Genomic DNA, 21,630 nt, shown 5'->3' on the forward strand with positions numbered 1-21,630 from the left:
GGTCCCCTTGAACGGGTTCCTGCACGTCCCCTCTGGACTTGCAGGAGGAGATGCAGGACTCGTGCCAAACTCGAAACACCCGGCGCGGGAGGATTTTCGCCCACCGAGCGCGCCATCCAAAGGCGACTGCGACGACACTTGCCTAAATAGCAGGCAGGGCGTCGACTACTTGATCAGGCCGAACCGCAAGGCCTTTGCCACCGCCTGGGTGCGATTGACCGCATCCAGCTTTTTCGTGGCGCGGTTGAGATAATGGTTGATGGTGTGCTCGGACAGCGTGAGGATTTCGGCGATTTCAACGCTCGTCTTGCCGGCGGCCGTCCAGTTCAGGCAATCGAGTTCGCGCTCCGTCAACATATCGCCGTTGCGGCTGTCGAGTTCGCGGATTTCTGCCAATTGCTGAAACACGAAGATCGAGAGATAGGTCAGCTCCATCATCTCTTCGGTGGTGAAGGGCTCGCGATCCCCGCCAAAGGAGATCGCTCCGCGTGCCCCCGACGCATCGTGTACCGGAAAATATGCCCCTCTTCCCATTCTAAACCGCAGGAACAGCGTTCTGGAGACTGAAGCGCTGTCGGGGTCTCTGCGCAGGTGATTTTGCTCGACATCATAGCGGAAGGGAATGGATGCCCGCCGCAAATGCGCAAGGACCGGGCTGCCAACGAGCAAGCCACCCTGATCGAATTCGGAAATCAGATCCGACGGCCAGTTGGTGATGATGGAACTGCTGGCCAGGCTTTGCGCCGTGGGGCCTGGAAGATTGACAACCATAAAGGCGCGCGCGCCATAGAGTTCGGTGGCGCGCTTCATGAAACGGAAGACATCGAACTGGGTCCTGAACCCGGCCACTTCGGCGATGAGGGGTTCGATACGATGTGCCGAGATTGTGTCCTGGTCACTCATCTTGGCATCAAGCTCGTCGGACAACGGTATGCACCCGCAGCCAAAAGCCGGCACTCCGCTTCAGTCCCGATCGTCGTCATGTGCGTCGCGAGCATCAATACGTCCACCAATCATGCCGTGGCCCTGCCGCAAAACTGGCGTATCCACACGGTAGAGAAAATAAATTCTTCAATGAAGACATTACCAGTGAATCCGGGCCCCCACAGCCGAATCCCCTTTTAATTGTAGTGGAGAATAAGCCTCAAGATGCACGGGGGTCCAGATGGCCCTTCAAATTTACTGTAAACCCCTGTTACAGCTCGCGCTGTGGCGCAAGACACGCAGCGAACATTATGTCGAGGAGGCAGAACATGGTGGCGGAACAAGCATTTGTAGGATCGGTACTTTCAGGTGAGCCGATGGAGCTCGGCGAAGGCCCCTGCTTCGACCCCCTGGCCGGTCGCCTCTACTGGTTCGACATACTCGGCTCGACGCTCTGCGAGCTCGATCCGGTGTCCGGGGTGTCGGTACAGCATCCCCTGCCGTTCAAGGCGAGCGTCATTGCCGGTATCGATGACAACCGCCAGATGCTGGCATCCGACCAGGGTCTTTATATCAGGGATCGCCAATCGGGCGTTCTGACGCCCTACCTCACCATCGAGGACAAACCCAGCAACCGATCGAATGACGGGCGTGTGCATCCAAGCGGTGCCTTGTGGATCGGCACCATGAGCCGCACGGCTGAAACCGGCGAAGGCGCAATCTACCACGTGGCGGGCGGACGGGTGACGAAGCTGTTTGAAGCCGTCAGCATCCCGAACGGCATCTGCTTCTCGGCCGATGGCGCGACCGGATACTTCAACGATTCCAAGGTCAACCACATGATGCGCGTCGAGCTTGATCCGGCCACGGGCCTGCCGCGCGCAGCACCCAGCCTGTTTATCGACCAGTCGAAGCGCGAGGGTGTGATCGACGGATCGGTAACGGATCTGGAAGGGACGATCTGGAATGCCAATTGGGGCGGCGGGGCAGTCGATCGCTACGCAGCGGATGGCCGCCACCTATCGCGGCACCTGATGCCGGTCAGCCGCCCGACCTGCCCTGCCTTCTTTGGCAAGGATTTCGACCGGCTGGCCATCACGTCCTGCTGGGAAGGCTTGAGCGACGACGAGCGGCAAAATCAACCTCTCGCCGGTGCCCTGTTCGATCTTGGCGTGACAGTCAGGGGCAAGCCCGAACCATACTTCAAACCGTGAGGATAATCTGACCGGGTGCGCCAAGTCCGAATTGCGGGCTTGGTTCCCTGTCAAATTGAAAAAATTCCTGGAGAAAAATAGGGAACGAAGACGGACGATAGCCATTCTCCTCTCGAACCGACGCGGCGGCAGCCACTCGCAGCCAAGTCATTCCAAAGACTATGAGAGGAAAGGAACCCATTATGAAAACGTCTTTCAAGGCCCTCACCGCAGCTCTCCTGCTCGGCTCCACCGCTCTTGCACCTGCAGCCTTTGCGCAGGACGCGACCACCGCGACACCGCCTGCCGCAACCGGCACTGAAGCTCCTGCCGCTACGCCTGTGGCACCTGACGCAACGACCGGCGCTGCTGGCACTGCAAACACGACCGCAGACGCCGCGACGTCTGGCACCGCAACCTATCTGACCGCGCAGGCTGAAAACCACATCAGCGTTGACGACTTCATGGACGAAGCGATCTACACGGCCGACAACGAATCCATCGGCAATGTGAAGGATCTGCTCGTTGAGCGTGACGGCGGCATCGTCGCTGCAGTTGTCGGTGTTGGCGGTTTCCTGGGCATCGGTGAAAAGGATGTCGCCATTCCTTTCGACAACATCTCGATCACCCGTGAAGAAGCCGAAGCTGATGGTGAACCGGGCGATGCCCGCCTGACCACCACCGAGACCGCAGAAAGCCTGCGCAATGCTCCGGAATTCATGTCGCTTGACGATCAGGCCGACGACGCCGCAGCATCGACCACGATGACTCCTGCGACCGACAGCTCGACAACCTCGTCGACGACGGCTCAGTAAAGTGAGCTGACAGGAACGAGGGACGACATACTCGGTCCCATGGGCGGCGCTTCGGCGCCGCCTTTTGTTTGTCCGGAAAGGTTACGCAGAAGCGCGATCGATCATCGCGAATTCATGATGGCGGTCGAGAAGATAGCGCAGGGTGGCGGCGGTATCGGCGGGCTTGCCGAAGTAATAGCCCTGCCCCATGCCACAGCCGAGCTGACGCAGGGCGTTCGCCTCCGCCTCTGTCTCAATGCCTTCCGCCACGACTTCCAGATCGAGCCCATGGCACATGGTGACGATCGCCCGCACGATGTGTTCGGATGTCCGGTCCGTCGTGATTGCCGAGACAAAGGCACGGTCGATCTTGACCTTGTCGAAGGTGAACTCTCTCAGGCGGCCAAGGCTGGACTGTCCGGTGCCGAAATCATCAAGCGAAATCCGGATGCCGGCATCCTTCAGCTCGGCTATGATGCGCCGCGCCGTATCGGCCGACGACATCACCGCCGTCTCGGTGATCTCCATCTCCAGCCGCCGCGGATCAAATCCGACGCTGTTCAAGATGGACAGCGTGTTGAAAGATGTACGCGGATCCATCAGCTGGACCGATGAAAGGTTGAACGACAGAAACAGGTCGCGCGGCCAGGCAAGCGTTGCCTCCGCCGCCTTGCGCAGCAACGTTTCAGACAATGTATCGATGAAGCCGCGCTCTTCGGCCAGCGGGACGAAGACAGCCGGCGAGACGAAGCCGAGATCGGGGTCGATCCATCGCGCAAGCGCCTCGAAACCCACGACGCGTTCATCGCACAGCCGCACGATCGGCTGGAAATGCACGTCAACGGTATCGTTGATGATAGCGTTGCGCAGTGCCTGCTCAAGCTGCGTTGCCTGGCGCATCTCCTGGGCAATCTCGCGCGAATAGACTGTAATTTGCCCCCTGCCCCTGCGCTTGGAGCGATAGAGCGCCGTCTCGGCACTCTTCATCAGGTGCTCGAACTCGTCTCCGGCAAAGGGATAGACGGCAAAGCCAAGCGAGGCGGAAAGGCGAACATTGCGATCGCCAAGATCATAAGGGGCAGACAGGACATCCTTGATCAGCTGGCCGGCGCGTTCTGCGCCGTTGCGTTCAAAGACGAGCGGGAAGATCACGGCAAATTCGTCGCCGTCGTGGCGGGTCACGGTTGCACCGTCCGGCACGCAGGCTTTCAGCCGATGCGCGACCTGACAGAGGATTTCGTCGCCCGCGTCCTGACCGAAGAGATCGTTGATGGGCTTGAAGCCGTCCAGATTGACGATGCCCACGGTGAAGGGAGCCGGATCATCGGCACGATCCGCAGCCAGTTGGCACACCTTGTCACGCAAGCGAAACCGATTGCCCAAACCGGTCAAGCGATCGGTATAGGTCAGATGAGACTGGTCTTCCTGGTCACCCTGCGCGGCCTTGATTCCTGCGGGACCCATTCACTCTTCCTGGTACGGTTCCTTCCACATGTACCAGAATGCAGCGCAACACTTAACAAACACATAGCACTGCAGTGCAAGTCCTGAGGCGAAGTGCCCCGATTTGATGGAATTAAGCCACTTTGGCCTTTAATCGTCGGGCGTGACGGTCGATAACCTGGTCAATGATGTCAGGACTGAGCGGTTTCAGGATCACATCGTCCATTCCCGCTTCATGGCAGGCCTCGCGATCACGATCATAGGCGTTGGCAAGCACGCCGATGATCGGCACATGTCTGCCGCGCCCGGCTTCCTCTGCTCGTATCCGGCGCGCCGCCTCCAGGCCGCTGATCCCCGGCAGGGTGAGATCCATCAAAATGAGCGAGGGATTGGCCTGTCGCCAGGCGGCAACGACATCCTCACCATTGGCACAGATCCGATAGGTATGACCCAGCCCCTCGAGGATCTGCGAAAAAACGATCTGGTTGATCGCATTGTCTTCCGCAACGAGAATGAGGGGGGCAAAACCAAACTCCTCGGCGTTCTGGCCACCGAGTGAGGGTTGAACGTTCGCTTGCGGTTCTGCCTCGAAAGATCGGCCGATTTCCGTCGAGATTTCCCAGTCATCCTCCGGCTCGGGTGCGGGCTGCAGCCCAGTCAGCCGATCCAGAATGGAAAAGGCGAGCTCCGATGGCTCCTGCCCCTCTTCGACGAGGAGATAGTCGATTTCCTGTGCCTGGATCAGCCCCAGGCCAACAAGATCGCTCCTTCGGTCGATCAGGACAAGATCGATCGTGACGCTCACCGACCGGGCAACATCGAGAAACGCTTCCAGTTCGTCGTCGCTTCTGACGCAGCAGCAATCGACACCGAGAAGGCCCAAGAGATCGAGCGTCGTGTGCTCGAAGTCTGGTGACTGGCTGACGACAAGCGCCTTTCGTCCGGTGAGCGGAACCGAGTTCCCGGCGCGGCTCTCCGCCTCCCGGCTCAGGTTGTCGCGGGCGGTCGACGCGGAACGGACCGGCGTTTCCGTCGCGGCACCGGCCTGGTCGGCAAGGCTTGCCACGACAAAGTACCGTCCGGGCTTGCCGACGCGCTGCATGTGCAACCGTGTCAGGCCTTGTGGCTTGCCGCGCGCCTGCAAGGGCAAGACGCGCGCGGCACTGCCACCCTGTGCAAGCATCTCCTGCGACAATTCCTTGATCTGGGTGGCGACCACATCATCGAACAGGGCATGCAGTGTGCTGCCAAGCGCGTGCTCGCTGCCAATCGACAGCCGATCGCAAAAGGCCTTGTTGACGGCAACGACATGAAAACTGCGATCCTGCACGAAGACGGGGTGTGCGAGATTGTCGAGGATCTCTTCCGTCAGCTGCACCCGCTCGACATCGGCACGCCACTGGTCCTCCCGGCGCTTCTGCTCCGAGATGTCGGTCATGACGCAGAAACCGTAGCCGGACGCCAGGCGCCGCTTCGTATAGCGGGTCCAGCGTTTGCCGTCCTCGCAGGTCTGCATTTCAAAGCGCTCGCGCCAGTGGGCTGCCACCTGCCGCGTCAGCCATTCGTCGCGCGTCAGCGTCTGCTCGTCTGCCTGTCCCGGCACAAGATGATGCCAGCCGGCATCATAGGCCGCACCCAGAACTTCGCGAAGCCGCATTCCGACGGTCAGGGATCGTGCCGAAAGGCCAAGATAGCTTGCCGCCGAACGGCTGGCGAAAACGAGCACATCATTTCGGTCATAGACCAGAAAGGCCGACTGCAATGCGTCGGAAACCGCCTCCAGCAAGGCTGACTGCAGCGGCGCCTGATGCAACAATGCTGCAACCACCCCGTCATCGCTCTCGCCCAAAACCGCTGGCAACTCTTTCACACTTCAGCCTCTGACAACAGCACGTGATGCGCGTGGGACGCGCGTTCCCCAGGGGATGGCGGCAACATGCCAGACGCGCTTGACGGGCTTACGGACTGTTCGGAACGCTCCGGCGCGCGCTCCACCGCCGGTCGAAACCGCGCTCTGGACATGTCAAGTTACCGGTCAAACTAGAGTGACCCCGTTAAGATGGGTTTAATAGCTGCGGCAAGAAGTGGAGAGCTCCGTTTTAGCCCTTTCCGTCGGCCGCCGAATCCCCGAAAATGGGGCATGATCATCAAGCAGCTTTCAGAAACACTGATCAACCAGATCGCGGCCGGCGAAGTCATCGAAAGACCGGCAAGTGCGGCCAAGGAATTGATCGAAAATGCCATCGATGCCGGTGCGACCCGTATCGAGGTGGCAACGGCCGCCGGCGGCAAGACGCTTCTGCGCGTCATCGACAATGGCTGCGGCATGACGCCCGACGATCTCGAATTGTCGATCCGGCGTCACTGTACCTCGAAACTCAGCGAAACGCTCTTCGACATCCGCTCGCTCGGCTTTCGCGGCGAGGCCCTGCCATCCATCGGGTCGGTGGCAAAACTCACCATTACCAGCCGCCCGCACGGTGCCACCTCCGGTTCCGAGATCGCCGTCGTCGGCGGCAAGGTGGGTGCGGTCAGACCAGCACCTGCCAATCCGGGGACCACGGTCGAGGTTCGCGACCTATTCTTTGCCACACCGGCGCGGCTGAAATTTCTGAAGACCGACAAGGCGGAAACGGGCGCCATCACCGAGATCGTAAAGCGCATGGCGATTGCCTTTCCGGCCATCCGCTTCGTGCTGTCGGGCACGGATCGCAGTACGCTCGAGTTTCCGGCAACCGGGGACGATCACCTGGCGCGCATCGCCCAGGTCTTGGGTGCTGACTTCCGCGACAATGCGATCGAACTCGATGCCGAACGCGAAGGCGTCGCCCTGACCGGATATGCCGGGCTGCCCACCTTCAATCGTGGCAATTCCGCCCATCAATATGCCTTCGTCAACGGACGTCCGGTGCAGGACAAGCAGATCCTCTCGGCCATCCGTGGCGCTTACGCCGAAACCGTGCCGCATGGGCGCTATCCGGTGGCCGTGCTGTCGTTGAAACTCGACCCGGCGCTCGTCGACGTCAATGTGCATCCGGCAAAATCGGACGTACGCTTCCGCGATACCCAGCTGGTGCGCGGGCTAATTGTCGGCGCCATTCGACAGTCTCTTCAACGCGACGGCGACCGGGCTGCAACGACCGGGGCCGGCGGCATGCTGCGTGCCTTCAGACCCGGCTTCAGCCCGCAGCCCGCGGCAAACTGGTCTGCCAACGCCTCGCCGTCCAGACCGCTTGGCTTTTCGGCACCCGCCGTCTCCTCATATCCTCATTTCCCTGCACCGCAAAGCGGATCGTCGATGCGCCAACATGGGTTTGCAGAGGCTGCGCAATCCGCCTTTGCAAGCCTTGCCGAACCTGCCGCGCGCGCAGAACAGGCACCGCGGATGACCACCGAGATGGAAACGCCGGCGAGCTACCCGCTGGGGGCGGCGCGCGCGCAGGTCCATGCCAATTACATTGTCGCCCAGACCAGCGACGGGCTTGTCATCGTTGACCAACACGCCGCGCATGAGCGGCTGGTGTTTGAACAGATGCGCAAGGCGCTGACCGGGCGCCGCCTGCCCTCCCAGGGTCTGCTGATCCCCGAGATCATCGACCTGCCGGAAGAGGATTGCGACCGGCTGATGGCCCATGCCGAGGGTCTGGAGCAATTGGGGCTGGCCATTGAGCGTTTTGGTCCCGGTGCCGTTGCGGTGCGGGAAACCCCGGCCATGCTCGGTGAGATGGATGCCGTCACGCTGGTCAAGGATCTGGCCGACGAAATTGCCGAATGGGATACGTCGGAGCGACTTTCCGCCAAGCTCGAGCACGTCGCCGCGACCATGGCCTGCCATGGCTCCGTGCGCTCCGGTCGCCAGCTTCGGGTGGAAGAAATGAACGCGCTTTTGCGGCAGATGGAACAGACGCCGGGGTCCGGACAATGCAACCACGGTCGCCCGACCTATGTCGAGCTAAAGCTTTCCGACATCGAGCGGCTGTTCGGGCGCAGTTGACGCACGTGGGACGTTTTGCCCTTTCGGGCTTCAATTCCGCGAAAGGGCGCTGTATTGCAGTTTCCAGACAGACGGCGCAGGAGAAAAGTGATGAACCGTTTCGAAGGCGGCGGCAGTCGCGAGGCAAAGATCCGCTATCTTGACGGCGACTTCCAGATCCTGTCGCCAGGACAGACTGTGACATGCGCCATTACCGGCAAGTCCATTCCCCTCGACGAATTGAAATATTGGAGCGTCCTCCGGCAGGAGGCCTATGCGGATGCGGCGTCCGCCCTTGAGGCCGAAAAGCGCGCCGGCGCGCTTCCCAACCAGAAGCGCTGAGCACCTTTACTTCAAAAGACGCGCGCGGCAGGCCGCAATGGCCTGATCGATGATGCGCGAGGGCGCATCCGGATCGTTGAAATGCATGTCGACGTCGACCACCCTTGCCTTCGACAAGAGTTCGGATGCCCGACCCGGCGCCCCCAGCAACCGCACCTGATCCTTGGCCGTCGTGACGAGCAACAATCCCTGAGCCTCCGCCCTCTGGAGGAGATCGGCAAGATCGTCATCGTCCATCAGATGGTGATCCGGGAATGCCTGCCTGTCGACGATCTCGGCGCCCATGCCCTCGAGGGTGCGGTAGAATTTCTGCGGATCGGCAATACCAGCAAAGGCGAGCACCCTCTTGCCGACGAGGTCGCCGGTGTCATGGGGCTGGACTTGCGCCATCAGCACCGGCTTGCCGCTTCTTGCTGCCTGCCGGACAAACTGGTCGGCCGCATCGCCATGGCCGACTTTCAGGATGGCATCGAGATGGCGCATCTGCACAAGGATCGGTGCACGCACGGGACCGGCGGGCACGATCGCGCCATTGCCGATGCCCCGAAAACTGTCGATGACGATCAGGGCGTAGTCGACCGTCAGCCGCGCGCTTTGAAAGCCGTCATCCATGACGATCAGGTCGCAGCCAAGATCCACCAGCGCCTGCGCACCGGCAACCCGTCGCCTTGAAATGACCGTGGGTGCCTCCCGGGCCAGCAGCAAGGGCTCATCGCCCACGGCCGTTGCGCGGTGATGATGCGGGTCAACGACGGTCGTCACGTCGAGCGTACCGCCATAACCGCGGCTCAGGATGCCGGGACTGTGGCCTTTTTTCCGGGCTTCGCGCACCAGCGCAATTGCCGTTGGCGTCTTGCCCGCACCACCTACCGTGAAATTGCCGACACAGATGACCGGAACCGAGACGCTCTGGCGGCGGCGGCGCGCCATCAACTGACCCGCGACCTGACCGTAAAGGGCGGCAAACGGCCAGAGACCCCATGCCTGCCAGCCTTTGCGGGTCCACCAGAATGGCGGTGCTTCAGAAACCATTATTGCCTCAATGCGCTGATGCCGGCTGCCCGACCTTTATTAGCCCGACAAAAAGCATTGCCACTCGCGAACGGTCAAGCGCAAAGGTCACACCACCAGGGGAAGTATCAGGAAAGGACAGCCTCAAGTTCGGTGATATCGGCAAGGATAACATCCGAATGCATTTCGAGCGTGTCGCGCGTGCCGGTGCCCGAGAGAACGCCAACCTTCAAACCGGCGCCTGCAGCCTTGCCCATCAGGAGATCATGATTGTTGTCGCCGACCACGGCGACCTGCTCGGGGTTAAGCCCTGTCGATCGGCAAAAGCCGAGCACCATGCCAGCCTCGGGTTTCGGGCCATGGCCACTGTCATAGCCTGCGACATAATCGAGAAATGGCAGAATGCCGAAGCGCTCCGCGGTGATCCGGATCGAGCGCTCGTTGTCGCTCGAGGCAATGCCAAGGCGGAGGCCGCGGGCGGCGAGCCGCTCGAACAGCGGCAGAAGTTGCGTGATGGCTACGGAGGATTTCGCGGCTTCGGCGAAGAAATCATCGATCCGCGCGACAAGCTCCTCAAGCACGATCGGTGAGCCTCCGGCCGACATCGCTTCCGCGATGTCGCGGGTATTGCCCGCCGCAAACATGCTGTCTGGCCGGATTGCGCCGGTCACCGGGTCCATGCCGCAGATGTGAAGCAGACTTCCGGCAAGGTCTGCATCGCCGTCTGCGGCGAAATCGGCAACCTGGCGGTTCACCGGCCCCCAGCTCGCATCGAAATCGAGAAGCGTTCCGTCCTTGTCAAACAGAATGCCGGCGATGGCGGGCTGGCGGCTCATGTCAATCCTTGTGCGGTCTCAGTTTGTGCCAGCCGCCCGGGGAACGAGTTTTGCCTGAACCGACAAGGGGCTGATATGCGCTTCCAGCCCCTTCATGGTTGCTGCGAGCGCGCCTCGCATTTCCTGCGTGGTTTCAAGTCCTGCGTCAATCATCTTGGTGCGCGCAAGGTCGTTGGTCAAAAGGAAATGCACGGCCTTGGCCAGCATTTCAGCATCGCGAACCACGCGGGCCGAGCCCTTGCGGACAAGCTGCTGGTAGGCGTCGCGAAAATTGCTGACCTTCGGTCCAGACAAGACGGCACAGCCGAGCATGGCCGGCTCCATCGGATTCTGGCCGCCATCGGCAGTGAGCGAGCGACCGACAAAGGCAAGATCGGTCAGACGGAGGTAAAGCCCCATCTCGCCAATGGTATCGCCAAGGAAGATGTCGGTCTCGTCGGTGATCGGATCGTTGCGCGTGCGGCGTGCGACCACCAGACCCTTTTCCTTGAGCATGGCCTCGACTTCATCGCCGCGCTCGGGATGGCGCGGGACGAGGATGGTCAGTAGCCCCGTATGCGCTTTGAGCGCCCGGTGCACCATGGCGACAATCGCCTCTTCGCCGTCAAAGGTCGAAATCGCTGCCCATGTCTTGCGATTGCGGATCTGCACATTGTAGCTTGCCCGCACCACGTCATCGCAGGGCGGCGCATCGCTGTCGGCTTTGATATTGCCGGAAACCTGCACCGGCCAGGCGCCAAGATCGCGGAAATTCTGGCCGTCGAGATCGGATTGCGCAATGACCAGAGCCAGCTTGCTGAACAGCGCCTCAGCAACAGGCTTGTAGCGCATCCAGCGCTGGAACGAGCGATCCGACATGCGCGCGTTCACGAGGATTTGCGGGATCTGGCGCTGGTTAAGTTCGGCAAGCGTGGTTGGCCAGATTTCCGACTCCACGCCAATCGCCACATCCGGCTGCCAGTAATCGAGGAACCGTTGCACGGCGGGCCGGAGGTCAAGCGGCACATATTGATGGATGACGGTATCGCCCAGCCTATCGCGGGCAATTTCGGCTGAGGTCACCGTGCCCGTGGTCAGAAGAACATGGATATCGCGGCGGCGCAGCTCCCGCATCAGCGGAATGACCGCCATCGTCTCGCCTACGCTTGCGGCATGCAGCCACAGGAGCGGACCTGCGGGACGCTCCCGGCTCGGATAGCCGAAGCGTTCGTTGAGGCGAGCCTTGTCTTCCTTGCCTTTGCGCGCACGTTGAAAAAGCCACGGCCTGCTCAGGGGAAGAGCGCCCTGCCCAACCCAGCCGTAGACTTTCAAGGCGAACGATGCAGCAGCCTCGCTCGCGTTCATTTACGTGACCTGCTCATATTCATAGACAATGCCATTCTGCCCTCAAGATCCGGGCTGCGCAAAAACGGAAAGCAAGAATACTTAGGTGAAAAAGTGTCCCTCTCGGGGCAGCGAATATCAGAGTGTGACCAAAGACGCGCAGCGCCTAGGCTTATTTCTCCGAAGGATTGAGAAGGCGGTGCATGTGCACGATGAAGTAGCGCATATGCGCGTTGTCCACCGTGGCCTGCGCCTTCGACTTCCACGCGACAAGCGCGCTGGCATAGTCCGGAAAAATGCCGACGATATCGAGACCGTTCAGGTCGCGAAACTGAACATTTTCCAGGCTTTCGAGTTCGCCGCCAAAAACGAGATGGAGAAGCTGCTTGTTTTCTGTCGAATCAGTCATTTTCAGGTCTTTTTAATGGGAATTTCGGTTACCCCATCCTCTGCGCGATTTCGGCGTCAAGGTCAATCCCGTTGAATTCAGGTGATATTGCCTAAAATAATCGGCAGCAGATGCTCAGACGCCGCACACAACTCTGGATGAGAGACAAGCTCGCGATTGTAGAGAGGACGTTCGCCCGTGAGATCCGTGAGCTTGCCGCCGGCCCGGGTCAAAATAAGGTCGGCTGCAGCCAGATCCCAATCATGGGAATCGCGCTTCACCAGCGTGCCGTCGATGCGACCATCCGCCACGAGTGCCAGGCGATAGGCAAGCGATGGGATATGCTCGACCCGCTCGATCTGCGGTCGCAATTGGGGCGAAAAGCCGGCGATCATATCCTGGGCGGAGGCAAGCTTCAGCTTGCCCGTCGCATCGGCTGAAGACACCGAAATGACAGTGCCATTGCGCCGGGCCGGACCATCGACCGTCGCGGTGAAGATCTCGTCCAGCGCCGGCGCCACCAGAACGCCGGCCACGGGCTGACCGGCATGTACCACGGCAACGCTGACACACCAGGTCCGTCGGCCGCCGATGAAGGCGCGGGTGCCATCGATGGGGTCCACGACAAAGACGGTCTCGCAGGCAAGCCGCGCCCGATCGTCTTCCGTCTCTTCCGAGAGCCAGCCATAGTTCGGACGCGCGGTGCGAAGCCGCTCTTCCAGCACCGCATTGGCGGCATAGTCTGCAGCGCTGACCGGCGAGCGACCCTCATTCTTCCACCAGACCTCCGGCGACTGACCGAAATGCGACAGCGCAACGTCCCCGGCAGCCTGCGCTGCCTCCAGGATCAGGGCGAGGTCTGCATCCCAGCGCAGCGTGTCGGCAACGGACGCCATAAACTGGCCCCCAAGCTCAGAGACCGGCAAGGGTCATGCCCTCGATGGCAAGCGTGGGGGCGGCAACGCCGAATTTGCGGTCGATGTCGTTTGCCACCGTGATCCGCATGAACATGTCCTTCAGATTGGAGGCGAGCGTGATTTCCGACACCGGGAAAGTCAATTCGCCGTTCTCGATCCAGAAGCCACTGGCACCGCGGCTGTATTCGCCGGTGATCATGTCGACGCCACTGCCGATCATGTCGGTCACGTAAAGCCCCGTGCCAACGCTGCGGATCAGATCTTCCGGGCTGACATCGCCTGGCTCCAGGGCAAGGTTTGTCGAGGATGGCGAGACAGAGGGTCCGCCACGGACACCGCGACCATTGGTCTTGAGACCCAGCTCACGGGCGGTCGACGAGGAGAGGAACCAGTGCTTCAGCACACCATCCTCGATCATGGTGAGCGCCCTGCCCGCCACGCCTTCGCCATCGAAGGGGCGCGAGGAGGAACCGCGAACCTTGAGCGGATCATCGGTGATGTTGAGGCCTGATTTCAGCACCTGATGGCCCATCTTGTCGCGCAGGAAGGAGGTTTTGCGGGCAACCGACGCGCCATTGATCGCACCGGCAATCGTGCCGACAAAGCCGCGGGCAACGCGCGGATCAAACACAACGGTCAGGTTGGAAGCGGTCGGCACCTGGCGCGGATTGAGGCGGCGGATTGCCCTCTCGGCCGCCCGTCTGCCAATGTCCTCGGGCGCATCGAGGTCGGCGACATAGAGCCGGCTGTCGAAATCGTGATCGCGTTCCATCTTGGTGCCTTCGCCGGCGATGACGGCCACGGATCGCGAGAAACGCGAGCCGGCATAACTGCCGGAAAAGCCATGCGAGGTGACGAGCACGAGGCCTCCCATACCCGCAGATGCCCCTGCCCCCAGCGAATTGGTGATGCCGTCAACCGACCTTGCGGCCTCTTCCATGACCAGCGCATTTTCACGCAGCGTATCGGCCGAAACTTCGGTTGGATCGTAAAGCTCGAGATCGCGAATCTCGCTCGCGAGATCGGCCTCATCCGCGAGACCCGCAAACGGATCTTCGGGAGAGACTTTCGCCATGGCAACGGCGCGCTCGGCGAGCTGGGCAAGATCAAAGCCCGGATTGGCAGAGACACTGGCGACGCGATTTCCGATGAAAACGCGCAGCGAAAAATCATCGCTTTCAGAGGCCTCGGTGGATTCCACCTTGCCCAGGCGAACGCTGACGCCCTTGGAGCGCGAACGCACGACAACCGCATCCGCTCTGTCGGCGCCGGCTTTCTTTGCGAGGTCAACGAGCTGCTCGGCACGATCGAGGAGCTTGGCAGAATCAATCTGATTGGACATGAATTGGCCTTTCGTTCCCGCACCATTTATTGTGCGCGGCAAAGTGCATCAAGGGCGGTGGCGGGATTTCCCGTTCACGAGGCCGGCATGTCCGGCAAAACAGAGGGAAGATAGCCGTGGCAGGTGGCGCAAGCGAGGCATTATTCTCACAACCATTGCTGCTTCTGGGAGGTGCCGTTGTCGCAGCTCCCCTGTTTCGCAAGCTTGGTCTTGGTACCGTTCTCGGCTATCTCGCTGCTGGCGTGGTCATCGGCCCGGTCTTGCATCTGATCAGCGGCTCCGGCGACATTCTCGCGGTTGCGGAACTGGGCGTGGTGCTGCTGCTCTTCGTCATCGGTCTCGAGCTGAAACCATCCCGGCTTTGGACCATGCGGCGCGACATCTTCGGGCTGGGAACGACACAGGTCGTGCTGACAGGCCTCATCCTCACCGCGATTGCCAGCAGCTCCGGTCTGCTGGAGTGGCGTGGCGCACTCGTGGCGGGTTTTGGTCTTGCGCTCTCGTCGACGGCCTTTGCGCTGCAATTGCTGGGTGACTACGGCGACCTCAACAGTGCCTATGGCCAGCGCTCCTTTTCCATATTGCTGTTTCAGGATCTCGCCATCGTGCCGCTGCTTGCCATGGTCTCGGTGCTCGGCGGGCAAACCGGAGAAACCGACCAGTCCGCCCTGTTGCAGGTCGGCATTGCGGTTTCTGCCGTGGTCGGAATGATCCTTGCCGGTCGTTACCTGCTCACCCCGCTGTTCCAGGTGATCGGACGAACAGGGGCCCGCGAGGTGATGATTGCTGCGGCCCTGTTTGTCGTGCTCGGCTCCGCCTACCTGATGCAGCTTGCCGGGCTGTCGATGGCCATGGGCGCATTCCTGGCCGGCGTGATGCTGGCGGAATCCTCCTATCGTCACGAGCTGGAGGCCGATATCGAGCCTTTCCGTGGCCTGTTGCTTGCCCTCTTCTTCATGGCGGTCGGCCTATCCCTCGACATCCAGGTGATTGCCGACAACATCCTGCTGATCGCGATTGCCGTTCCGGTGCTGGTCATCGTCAAGGCCGTGATCCTTTACGCCATCTGCCGGATCGCAGGTTCCGCGCATCAGGCCGCCGTAAAGGTCGCCGTCTTGTTGCCGCAAGGCGGGGAATTCGGCTTCGTGCTGTTTACGACGGCGGTGGCGGCAGGCGTGCTGAACGACGGACAATCCTCTCTGCTGATCTCGATCGTCACCCTCTCCATGGCGGTCACGCCGCTGACCGCCGCGATCGGTCAAAGGGTCGTCGCGCCCACGGCCCATGAGGTGATGGATGAGGATTTCGAAGGGGCTGGTTCCGATGTCCTGATGGTCGGCTTTTCACGCTTTGGCCAGATCGCGGCGCAGATCCTGCTTGCCAAGGGCCGCGATGTCACCATCATCGACGACAGTCCGGATCGTGTGCGCCAGGCCGCGACCTTCGGCTTCCGCATCTATTACGGCGACGGAACACGGCTCGACGTCTTGCGTGCAGCCGGCATCGAGCGCGCCAAGATCGTTGCGATCTGCACGCATAAGAAGGAAATCACCGACCGCGTTGTCGACCTGATCCGATCCGAATATCCCGATATGCGCCTTTATGTGCGCTCCTATGATCGCGTGCATTCCCTGGAGCTCAGGGCGCGCGATGTCGACTACGAGATCCGCGAGACCTTCGAATCCGGTCTGCTCTTTGGCCGCCGCACGCTGGAGGGGCTGGGCGTCTCCGAAGACGAAGCCTTTGAGATTTCGGAAGACATTCGTCGTCGCGACGAAGAGCGGCTCCGGCTTCAGGCGCAGGAGGGCATATTGGCCGGGCGTGACCTCATTCATCGCAGACCCGTCAACCCCGAGCCGCTGATCAAGCCGAAACAGGGCACAGGCACAGTCACGGAAATCAAGGCGAACGAACTGACCTGAACGGCTCAGTGGCGGAGGAAGTCTTCCACACGTGCCGACAGGTCACGCTTGAGCGGCTCCTTCAGTGCCTCGCAGACCTCCAGGACCTGTCGCGCCTTGAAGAAGTCGAGAACCCGGAACGTATTGACCTCCGGCTTGATATAGATGTCCGGACGGCAGAGCTTCATCTTCAAGGCGACATGCGACTGCATCATCAGCTGCGAGGCACCAAACAGACTGTCCATCCGGCTTGGCACCAGCGAGCCATCGCCTTCCGGCGCACCGATGACATCGACAGCGACGAGAATATCCGAGTGGCCAACCAGATGATCATAGGGCACCGGGTTGAAGATGCCGCCATCGATCATCAGCCGGCCATGGATCACGACGGGCGCAAAAAGCGCCGGGATGGCCGCGGACGCGGCCAGCGCCTCAAACAGATCGCCGCTTTCACACAAAAGCTCGCGCTGCCCGTAATAATCGGTGGCGATGACCTTCAACGGGATCTGAAGACCCAAAAACTCCTTCGGCAAGAGCGGCGGGAGAAAAGCCCTGAGCAGCGGCGGCAGGTTGAACTGGCCGAGGCGAAAGCCACCGAGCGCATCGCGGATCGTTGAGGGCCGCAATCCCCAGAAGCGGTTCAGCACCAGGGATCGGTTGTCCGCCAGCTCCAGCGTGTAATCGCGGATCTCTCGGCCCGACATGCCGGCTGCATAGGCAGAGCCGATAAGCGCGCCCATGGAGGAGCCGGCAATCAGGTTGGGCCTGATACCGAGCTCGTCAAAGACCTCGAGAACAACAATATGTGCAAAGCCGCGCGCGCCGCCGGCACCCAATGCCAGGCCGACAGTCGGCTCGGAGGCTGATGCGACGGGCAAGGCAGCGGTCGGTGTGGTCGTATCCATCAGAACCTGCTTTCCGGGAAGGTTCAGGAAGCCTTATAGGAAAAGAAGTACATTTTCGTGTCACCGAAGGCGCGGTCTTCGAGGAAGCGGAATACCGGGTCGACCGAGACCTGCACATCGCTGCGCTCTTCAAGGATGGCGAGTGCGCCGGGCGCCAGCCAGCCGCCGGCATGGGCGGCAAACAGGGCTTTTTCGCCCAGGCCCTTGCCATAGGGCGGATCGGCAAAGACCAGCTCGAACGGCTCGATGTTGTTGGCAGGACCGAGATCGGTCGCATCCCGACGCAACATGCGGGCGCGGCCATGCAGGCCGAAGGCCTCGATGTTTTCCCAGAGCAGACCGCGACCTTCGACGCTGTTTTCGACAAACAGCGCCGATTTGCAGCCGCGCGACAAGGCCTCTATGCCGACGGCACCAGTCCCGGCAAAAAGATCGAGGATCTTGGTGCCATCCAAGACGCACGGATGCGCATGGGAGAGAATGTTGAACAGACTCTCGCGCGTCCGGTCCGTGGTCGGCCGGATATCATTGGATTTCGGCGTGGCCAGGTTGCGGCCCCGAAACTCTCCGCCAACAATGCGCATTGCGGCTTACCTCTTGCCCTTCGGAGCGCCTCGGCCACCGGCGGGGCGACCGCCGGATCCACCACCAGGCTTGCCGCCAAACGACTTGCCGCCGGAAGGCCCACCGGAGCGACCGCCGGGCTTGCCGCCGAAGCTCTTGCCCCCGCCCGGCTTGCCGCCGAAGGATTTGCCACCCGGCTTGCCGCCGAAGGGCTTGCCCGCGGGGCGATCACCGGCTGGACGATCACCAAAGGACTTTTCGCCGAAGGAGCGGCCGCGCGGCTTGTCGCCAAAGGGCCTGTCGCCACGCGGCTTATCCCCATAAGGCCTGTCGCCGGCGGGACGCTCGCCACGAGGACGCTCCGAACGATCGTCGCGGGCCGGCCTGTCGCCGTATTCCTTGCGTGGGCCACGGTCACCAAAATCCTTGCGCGGCGCGCGTTCTGCACGGTCACCACCCTCGCGGCGCGGGCCGCGGTCGCCATCTTCGCGGCGTGGGCCACGGTCACCGAAGTCACGGCGGGGGCCGCGATCACCAAAATCCTTGCGTGGGCCGCGGTCATCCCCCTCGCGGCGCGAGCCGCGGTCACCGAAACCACCGCGCTTGTCGTCACGACCGCTCTTCTTGTCGGGACCGTCGGCGCGGATCCAATCGCCCTCTTCATCGCGGGCGCGGGTGATCTGCACTGTCGAGGTCGGGCGGTCGTCGTAGCGGCTTTCCGTCTTTGCGGCGCGCGGATCGGGCTTGCGGCGTGCGGCGGCAGCTGCCGCCTTCTCGCCGAGCGGCCGGGCGCCGGGCGCCATCCAGACATTGGCGGTGCGGCCCTTGGTATTGGCCGTAGCGCGCTTCGGCTTGTCGCCGAACTTGTCGCTGCCCTTGGCGGCATCGTCGCGGCGGGTGTCGAGCCGACCGAGCGCGCGCTCGCGCCGGTCACCCTTGTCGGACCAGTCCTTCTGCGGGGCACGCTTCTTGTCGGTCGGACGGTCATCGCGCGCCCATTCGGCCTTCGGCTCGCGGGCAGGCTTTTTCGCCGGCGCATCTTCCTCGTCGACCTCGGCCCCATGGCTGTAGATCGGCGCGTCGAAATTGGCCTTGGCATCCTCGATCAGGCGGGGCCCGAGCTGGTCACGCAGCATCCGGCCGCGCACTTCCACCACCTGAGCTTCCGGCAGGTCGCCCAGCTGGAAGGGGCCGTAGGAGATGCGGATCAGGCGGTTGACCTCGAGGCCGAGCGCGCCGAGCACGTTCTTGATCTCACGGTTCTTGCCTTCGCGAAGACCCATGGTGATCCAGACATTGTGGCCCTGCTTGCGGTCGAGCGTCGCGTCGATCGCGCCGTAGAGCACGCCGTCGACGGCAATGCCTTCCTTCAGCGCGTCCAGTGTCGGCTGGTCCACCTCGCCATGGGCGCGCACGCGGTAGCGGCGCAGCCAGCCGGTGGTCGGCAGTTCCAGCACGCGGGCGAGACCACCGTCATTGGTGAGCAGCAGCAGGCCCTCGGTGTTGATGTCGAGGCGGCCGATCGACATGACGCGCGGCAGGTCTTCCGGCAGGTTGTCGAACACCGTCGGGCGGCCTTCCGGATCGGAATTGGTCGTCACCAGACCGGCCGGCTTGTGGTAGAGCCAGAGGCGCGTGCGCTCGATGCCGCGGATCGGCTGGCCATCGACCTCGATTGTATCGGCAAGCGTGGCGTTCAGCACGGGGGTGTCGAGCACCTTGCCGTTGACCGAAACGCGGCCCTCCATGATCATGCGCTCGATATCGCGCCGCGAGGCAACGCCTGCGCGCGCGAGCAGCTTGGAAATGCGCTCGGGCTTGACGGCCTCGCTGCCGGAAGGCGCTTCGGCCTTGGCGGCACGGGGTGCGCGGGCGGGCTTTTCGGCGAATTCCTCGCGCGGCTTGCGGGTTTGCGGCTTGCCGCCGCGGTCAGCGGGTTTGCCCGCCGGACGCCTGGACTTGTCTTTGAATGTCATTTGCTGTTTGCCTGTCGTTTGGGCTGTCGTATCAGAGCGCGCGGTCCGGGTTAAGCGGAAAGTTGAGGCATGCTGAAGACAAACGCCTTCATGGAGGCGGCTTTCGAAGAAGCGCGGGCGGCAGGTGAACGCGGCGAGGTGCCGATCGGCGCGGTGATCGTGCATGGAAACGAGATCATTTCACGAGCGGGAAACGAAACGCGGGCACTCAACGACGTCTCCGCCCATGCCGAAGTGCTGGCCATCAGGCGTGCAGCTCAGGTGCTTTCCGATGAACGGCTCATCGATGCAGACCTCTATGTGACGCTCGAACCCTGCACCATGTGCGCCGCCGCGATATCCTTCGCGCGCATCCGCCGGCTCTACTACGCGGCGCGCGATGCCAAAGGCGGGGCCGTTGAAAGCGGCGTACGCTTCTATACGCAACCCACCTGCCATCACGCCCCGGAGGTCTATTCCGGGATTCGCGAGACGGAAGCCGCCGACATGCTGCGCGACTTCTTCCGCGAAAAACGGGACTAGAGATCAGTTTGCGGCGCCTTCGGCAAAGGCCTTGAGCTTTTCGCCCGTCAAACGGTAGCGGATCCATTCCGTTTGCGGCTCGGCGCCAACGGCGTCATAGACCCGGATCGCCGGCTCGTTCCAGTCGAGGACGCTCCATTCGAAACGGCCGCAGCCGCGCTCGACCGCAAGCTTTGCCAGATGGCGCAAAAGCAGCTTGCCGGCGCCGCCGCCGCGATGATCCGGCGCGACGTAGAGATCCTCGAGATAGAGACCGTTCTTCGCCTGCCATGTGGAATAGCTCATGAACCAGACGGCGAACCCCGCAGGCACCCCGTCATGCTCGAGAATGGCCGCCTCGGTGACGGAACCCGGTCCGAAGATCGAGGACAGGATCGTCTCCTCCGTCGCCTCGACCTCATGTCCTGCCTTCTCATAGACGGCAAGTTCGGTGATGAAGCCGAGAATGGTGCCGGCATCGGCTGGTGTTGCGGGGCGGATGGAAAAGGCCATGGACAATCCTTGCAAAGAAAAAGGCAGGGCGTTTCCGCCCTGCCCTCACACTGTCGAGCGGCTGCAGCTTATTGAAAGGGCTGCCACCAAGAATTGTTCTGCTGCGCAGATTTGGCTGCCTTCTTGCGGCGCTTTTCCTTGACCGCTTCCGGCTCGCCGAGATCGTCCACCGAGACATCAGCCGTCTGGCGATACTCGGCCGGCGGATCGGAGAGGAGGCGACGTTGATCGAGATAGGCGCCCTTCTGCAGCTGGCGCGCCTCTCGGAAGGCCTGCCACTTCTGGGTTTCCGTCATTGTGCCGGCCGTGCCGTAACCGGCGAGCAGTGGCGAGCGATAGCGCGGGTTGTCGGCATTGGCATCGGCCTCTGCGACCAGACGCTCGCGCGCCTCTTCCGGCGATTCCACCCATTCCGGATTATTTTCGCGGTTGGCGACGGAAGCCTGCGGCTGTACCAGCGCTGCCGTCTGCGTTCCGCCCGGGGGCAGGACGAGATCGGGACGCGGATTGTACTTCGTGCCCTTGTTGGCGGGTTCCTTGGGCGCCAGCGAGACGGCCGAGCCGACGTCATCGACCAGCTGCTCCATCGCCGTCTTGTCAGTGCCGTAGGTCGGGCTGCCGACGCAGCCGGAAAGGCCGGTGGTGACCGCAAAAAGGCCGGCCAAGCCGACGCCAACCCTGAACAGATATGCCGAATTCATGAATGCCTACCAGCCTCGCCGCATAACCTTGGTCGTGCCGAATGTGATGTCTTCCACCCGTGCGGGCAGAATTCGGCCAATTT

The 21,630-nt window shown here is 61.9% G+C and carries 20 protein-coding genes; 6 read left to right on the forward strand and 14 right to left on the reverse strand.

Annotation, left to right across the window (positions count from 1 at the left end; all coding sequences use genetic code 11):
• Positions 1 to 165 precede the first annotated feature (165 nt).
• Positions 166 to 903, reverse strand: a complete 738-nt coding sequence (locus tag FAA97_RS11660) for a LuxR family transcriptional regulator (RefSeq protein ID WP_136598697.1) — start codon at positions 901 to 903, stop codon at positions 166 to 168.
• Between the two features lie 350 nt (positions 904 to 1,253).
• On the opposite strand from FAA97_RS11660, the gene FAA97_RS11665 reads away from it, so the two are divergent.
• Entirely contained in the window at positions 1,254 to 2,138 is an 885-nt protein-coding gene (locus FAA97_RS11665; protein ID WP_136598698.1) for an SMP-30/gluconolactonase/LRE family protein, read from the forward strand.
• 182 nt (positions 2,139 to 2,320) lie between these two features.
• Complete coding sequence (locus tag FAA97_RS11670) at positions 2,321 to 2,932, forward strand: PRC-barrel domain-containing protein (RefSeq protein WP_136598699.1); 612 nt, start codon at positions 2,321 to 2,323, stop codon at positions 2,930 to 2,932.
• 81 nt (positions 2,933 to 3,013) lie between these two features.
• Here the strand turns inward: FAA97_RS11670 and FAA97_RS11675 are convergent, their stop codons facing one another.
• Both FAA97_RS11675 and FAA97_RS11680 read right to left on the reverse strand, forming a co-directional pair.
• Complete coding sequence (locus tag FAA97_RS11675; RefSeq protein ID WP_136598700.1) at positions 3,014 to 4,375, reverse strand: putative bifunctional diguanylate cyclase/phosphodiesterase; 1,362 nt, start codon at positions 4,373 to 4,375, stop codon at positions 3,014 to 3,016.
• Positions 4,376 to 4,487: 112 nt separating this feature from the next.
• Positions 4,488 to 6,224, reverse strand: a complete 1,737-nt coding sequence (locus FAA97_RS11680; protein ID WP_136598701.1) for a response regulator — start codon at positions 6,222 to 6,224, stop codon at positions 4,488 to 4,490.
• 270 nt (positions 6,225 to 6,494) lie between these two features.
• On the opposite strand from FAA97_RS11680, the gene mutL reads away from it, so the two are divergent.
• Both mutL and FAA97_RS11690 read left to right on the forward strand, forming a co-directional pair.
• A complete protein-coding gene (gene mutL / locus FAA97_RS11685) occupies positions 6,495 to 8,348 on the forward strand; it encodes a DNA mismatch repair endonuclease MutL (protein ID WP_136598702.1) in 1,854 nt (617 codons plus the stop codon).
• 90 nt (positions 8,349 to 8,438) lie between these two features.
• Positions 8,439 to 8,669, forward strand: a complete 231-nt coding sequence (locus FAA97_RS11690) for a DUF2093 domain-containing protein (RefSeq protein ID WP_136598703.1) — start codon at positions 8,439 to 8,441, stop codon at positions 8,667 to 8,669.
• Between the two features lie 6 nt (positions 8,670 to 8,675).
• On the opposite strand, the gene lpxK is transcribed toward FAA97_RS11690, so the two are convergent.
• From lpxK to FAA97_RS11720, 6 genes are all read right to left on the reverse strand, one after another.
• Positions 8,676 to 9,701, reverse strand: a complete 1,026-nt coding sequence (gene lpxK / locus FAA97_RS11695; RefSeq protein ID WP_136598704.1) for a tetraacyldisaccharide 4'-kinase — start codon at positions 9,699 to 9,701, stop codon at positions 8,676 to 8,678.
• A 107-nt stretch (positions 9,702 to 9,808) separates the two neighbouring features.
• Positions 9,809 to 10,516, reverse strand: coding sequence for an HAD family hydrolase (locus FAA97_RS11700; protein ID WP_136598705.1), 708 nt, complete (start codon positions 10,514 to 10,516; stop codon positions 9,809 to 9,811).
• A gap of 18 nt (positions 10,517 to 10,534) precedes the next feature.
• Entirely contained in the window at positions 10,535 to 11,860 is a 1,326-nt protein-coding gene (gene waaA, locus FAA97_RS11705; protein WP_136598706.1) for a lipid IV(A) 3-deoxy-D-manno-octulosonic acid transferase, read from the reverse strand.
• Positions 11,861 to 12,011: 151 nt separating this feature from the next.
• Positions 12,012 to 12,248 carry a DUF4170 domain-containing protein gene (locus FAA97_RS11710; protein ID WP_136598707.1) on the reverse strand — a complete coding sequence of 79 codons (237 nt, stop codon included), beginning with the start codon at positions 12,246 to 12,248 and terminating at the stop codon, positions 12,012 to 12,014.
• Between the two features lie 77 nt (positions 12,249 to 12,325).
• Positions 12,326 to 13,123, reverse strand: a complete 798-nt coding sequence (locus FAA97_RS11715) for a 3'(2'),5'-bisphosphate nucleotidase CysQ (protein WP_136598708.1) — start codon at positions 13,121 to 13,123, stop codon at positions 12,326 to 12,328.
• A 16-nt stretch (positions 13,124 to 13,139) separates the two neighbouring features.
• On the reverse strand, positions 13,140 to 14,486 hold the full coding sequence (locus FAA97_RS11720) for a TldD/PmbA family protein (RefSeq protein WP_136598709.1): 1,347 nt from the start codon (positions 14,484 to 14,486) through the stop codon (positions 13,140 to 13,142).
• A gap of 116 nt (positions 14,487 to 14,602) precedes the next feature.
• On the opposite strand from FAA97_RS11720, the gene FAA97_RS11725 reads away from it, so the two are divergent.
• Positions 14,603 to 16,408, forward strand: coding sequence for a monovalent cation:proton antiporter-2 (CPA2) family protein (locus FAA97_RS11725; RefSeq protein WP_136598710.1), 1,806 nt, complete (start codon positions 14,603 to 14,605; stop codon positions 16,406 to 16,408).
• A gap of 5 nt (positions 16,409 to 16,413) precedes the next feature.
• On the opposite strand, the gene FAA97_RS11730 is transcribed toward FAA97_RS11725, so the two are convergent.
• The 3 genes from FAA97_RS11730 to FAA97_RS11740 are packed head-to-tail and all read right to left on the reverse strand — an operon-like array spanning position 16,414 to position 19,832.
• Complete coding sequence (locus FAA97_RS11730) at positions 16,414 to 17,292, reverse strand: patatin-like phospholipase family protein (protein WP_136598711.1); 879 nt, start codon at positions 17,290 to 17,292, stop codon at positions 16,414 to 16,416.
• A 23-nt stretch (positions 17,293 to 17,315) separates the two neighbouring features.
• Positions 17,316 to 17,876: a 16S rRNA (guanine(966)-N(2))-methyltransferase RsmD gene (rsmD, locus tag FAA97_RS11735; RefSeq protein WP_136598712.1), complete on the reverse strand. Its 561-nt coding sequence runs from the start codon at positions 17,874 to 17,876 to the stop codon at positions 17,316 to 17,318.
• A 6-nt stretch (positions 17,877 to 17,882) separates the two neighbouring features.
• Positions 17,883 to 19,832 (reverse strand): pseudouridine synthase, encoded by a 1,950-nt coding sequence (locus FAA97_RS11740; protein WP_136598713.1) that lies wholly within the window; start codon positions 19,830 to 19,832, stop codon positions 17,883 to 17,885.
• Between the two features lie 69 nt (positions 19,833 to 19,901).
• On the opposite strand from FAA97_RS11740, the gene FAA97_RS11745 reads away from it, so the two are divergent.
• A complete protein-coding gene (locus FAA97_RS11745) occupies positions 19,902 to 20,354 on the forward strand; it encodes a nucleoside deaminase (protein ID WP_136598714.1) in 453 nt (150 codons plus the stop codon).
• A gap of 3 nt (positions 20,355 to 20,357) precedes the next feature.
• Here the strand turns inward: FAA97_RS11745 and FAA97_RS11750 are convergent, their stop codons facing one another.
• Together FAA97_RS11750 and FAA97_RS11755 are read right to left on the reverse strand one after the other, a co-directional pair.
• Entirely contained in the window at positions 20,358 to 20,846 is a 489-nt protein-coding gene (locus FAA97_RS11750) for a GNAT family N-acetyltransferase (protein WP_136598715.1), read from the reverse strand.
• 68 nt (positions 20,847 to 20,914) lie between these two features.
• Positions 20,915 to 21,547: a hypothetical protein gene (locus FAA97_RS11755; protein WP_136598716.1), complete on the reverse strand. Its 633-nt coding sequence runs from the start codon at positions 21,545 to 21,547 to the stop codon at positions 20,915 to 20,917.
• Between the last annotated feature and the right edge of the window lie 83 nt (positions 21,548 to 21,630).

The sequence above is a fragment of the Peteryoungia ipomoeae genome (assembly GCF_004912165.1).
Taxonomy (GTDB): Bacteria; Pseudomonadota; Alphaproteobacteria; order Rhizobiales; family Rhizobiaceae; genus Allorhizobium; species Allorhizobium ipomoeae.

Excerpts from the sequence above, each read along its gene's own strand:
- FAA97_RS11660 (WP_136598697.1), bottom strand. The coding sequence starts at position 903 with ATGAGTGACCAGGACACAATCTCGGCACATCGTATCGAACCCCTCATC.
- FAA97_RS11665 (WP_136598698.1), top strand. The coding sequence starts at position 1,254 with ATGGTGGCGGAACAAGCATTTGTAGGATCGGTACTTTCAGGTGAGCCG.
- FAA97_RS11670 (WP_136598699.1), top strand. The coding sequence starts at position 2,321 with ATGAAAACGTCTTTCAAGGCCCTCACCGCAGCTCTCCTGCTCGGCTCC.
- FAA97_RS11675 (WP_136598700.1), bottom strand. The coding sequence starts at position 4,375 with ATGGGTCCCGCAGGAATCAAGGCCGCGCAGGGTGACCAGGAAGACCAG.
- mutL (WP_136598702.1), top strand. The coding sequence starts at position 6,495 with ATGATCATCAAGCAGCTTTCAGAAACACTGATCAACCAGATCGCGGCC.
- FAA97_RS11690 (WP_136598703.1), top strand. The coding sequence starts at position 8,439 with ATGAACCGTTTCGAAGGCGGCGGCAGTCGCGAGGCAAAGATCCGCTAT.
- lpxK (WP_136598704.1), bottom strand. The coding sequence starts at position 9,701 with ATGGTTTCTGAAGCACCGCCATTCTGGTGGACCCGCAAAGGCTGGCAG.
- FAA97_RS11700 (WP_136598705.1), bottom strand. The coding sequence starts at position 10,516 with ATGAGCCGCCAGCCCGCCATCGCCGGCATTCTGTTTGACAAGGACGGA.
- waaA (WP_136598706.1), bottom strand. The coding sequence starts at position 11,860 with ATGAACGCGAGCGAGGCTGCTGCATCGTTCGCCTTGAAAGTCTACGGC.
- FAA97_RS11710 (WP_136598707.1), bottom strand. The coding sequence starts at position 12,248 with ATGACTGATTCGACAGAAAACAAGCAGCTTCTCCATCTCGTTTTTGGC.
- FAA97_RS11715 (WP_136598708.1), bottom strand. The coding sequence starts at position 13,123 with ATGGCGTCCGTTGCCGACACGCTGCGCTGGGATGCAGACCTCGCCCTG.
- FAA97_RS11720 (WP_136598709.1), bottom strand. The coding sequence starts at position 14,486 with ATGTCCAATCAGATTGATTCTGCCAAGCTCCTCGATCGTGCCGAGCAG.
- FAA97_RS11730 (WP_136598711.1), bottom strand. The coding sequence starts at position 17,292 with ATGGATACGACCACACCGACCGCTGCCTTGCCCGTCGCATCAGCCTCC.
- rsmD (WP_136598712.1), bottom strand. The coding sequence starts at position 17,876 with ATGCGCATTGTTGGCGGAGAGTTTCGGGGCCGCAACCTGGCCACGCCG.
- FAA97_RS11740 (WP_136598713.1), bottom strand. The coding sequence starts at position 19,832 with ATGACATTCAAAGACAAGTCCAGGCGTCCGGCGGGCAAACCCGCTGAC.
- FAA97_RS11745 (WP_136598714.1), top strand. The coding sequence starts at position 19,902 with ATGCTGAAGACAAACGCCTTCATGGAGGCGGCTTTCGAAGAAGCGCGG.
- FAA97_RS11750 (WP_136598715.1), bottom strand. The coding sequence starts at position 20,846 with ATGGCCTTTTCCATCCGCCCCGCAACACCAGCCGATGCCGGCACCATT.
- FAA97_RS11755 (WP_136598716.1), bottom strand. The coding sequence starts at position 21,547 with ATGAATTCGGCATATCTGTTCAGGGTTGGCGTCGGCTTGGCCGGCCTT.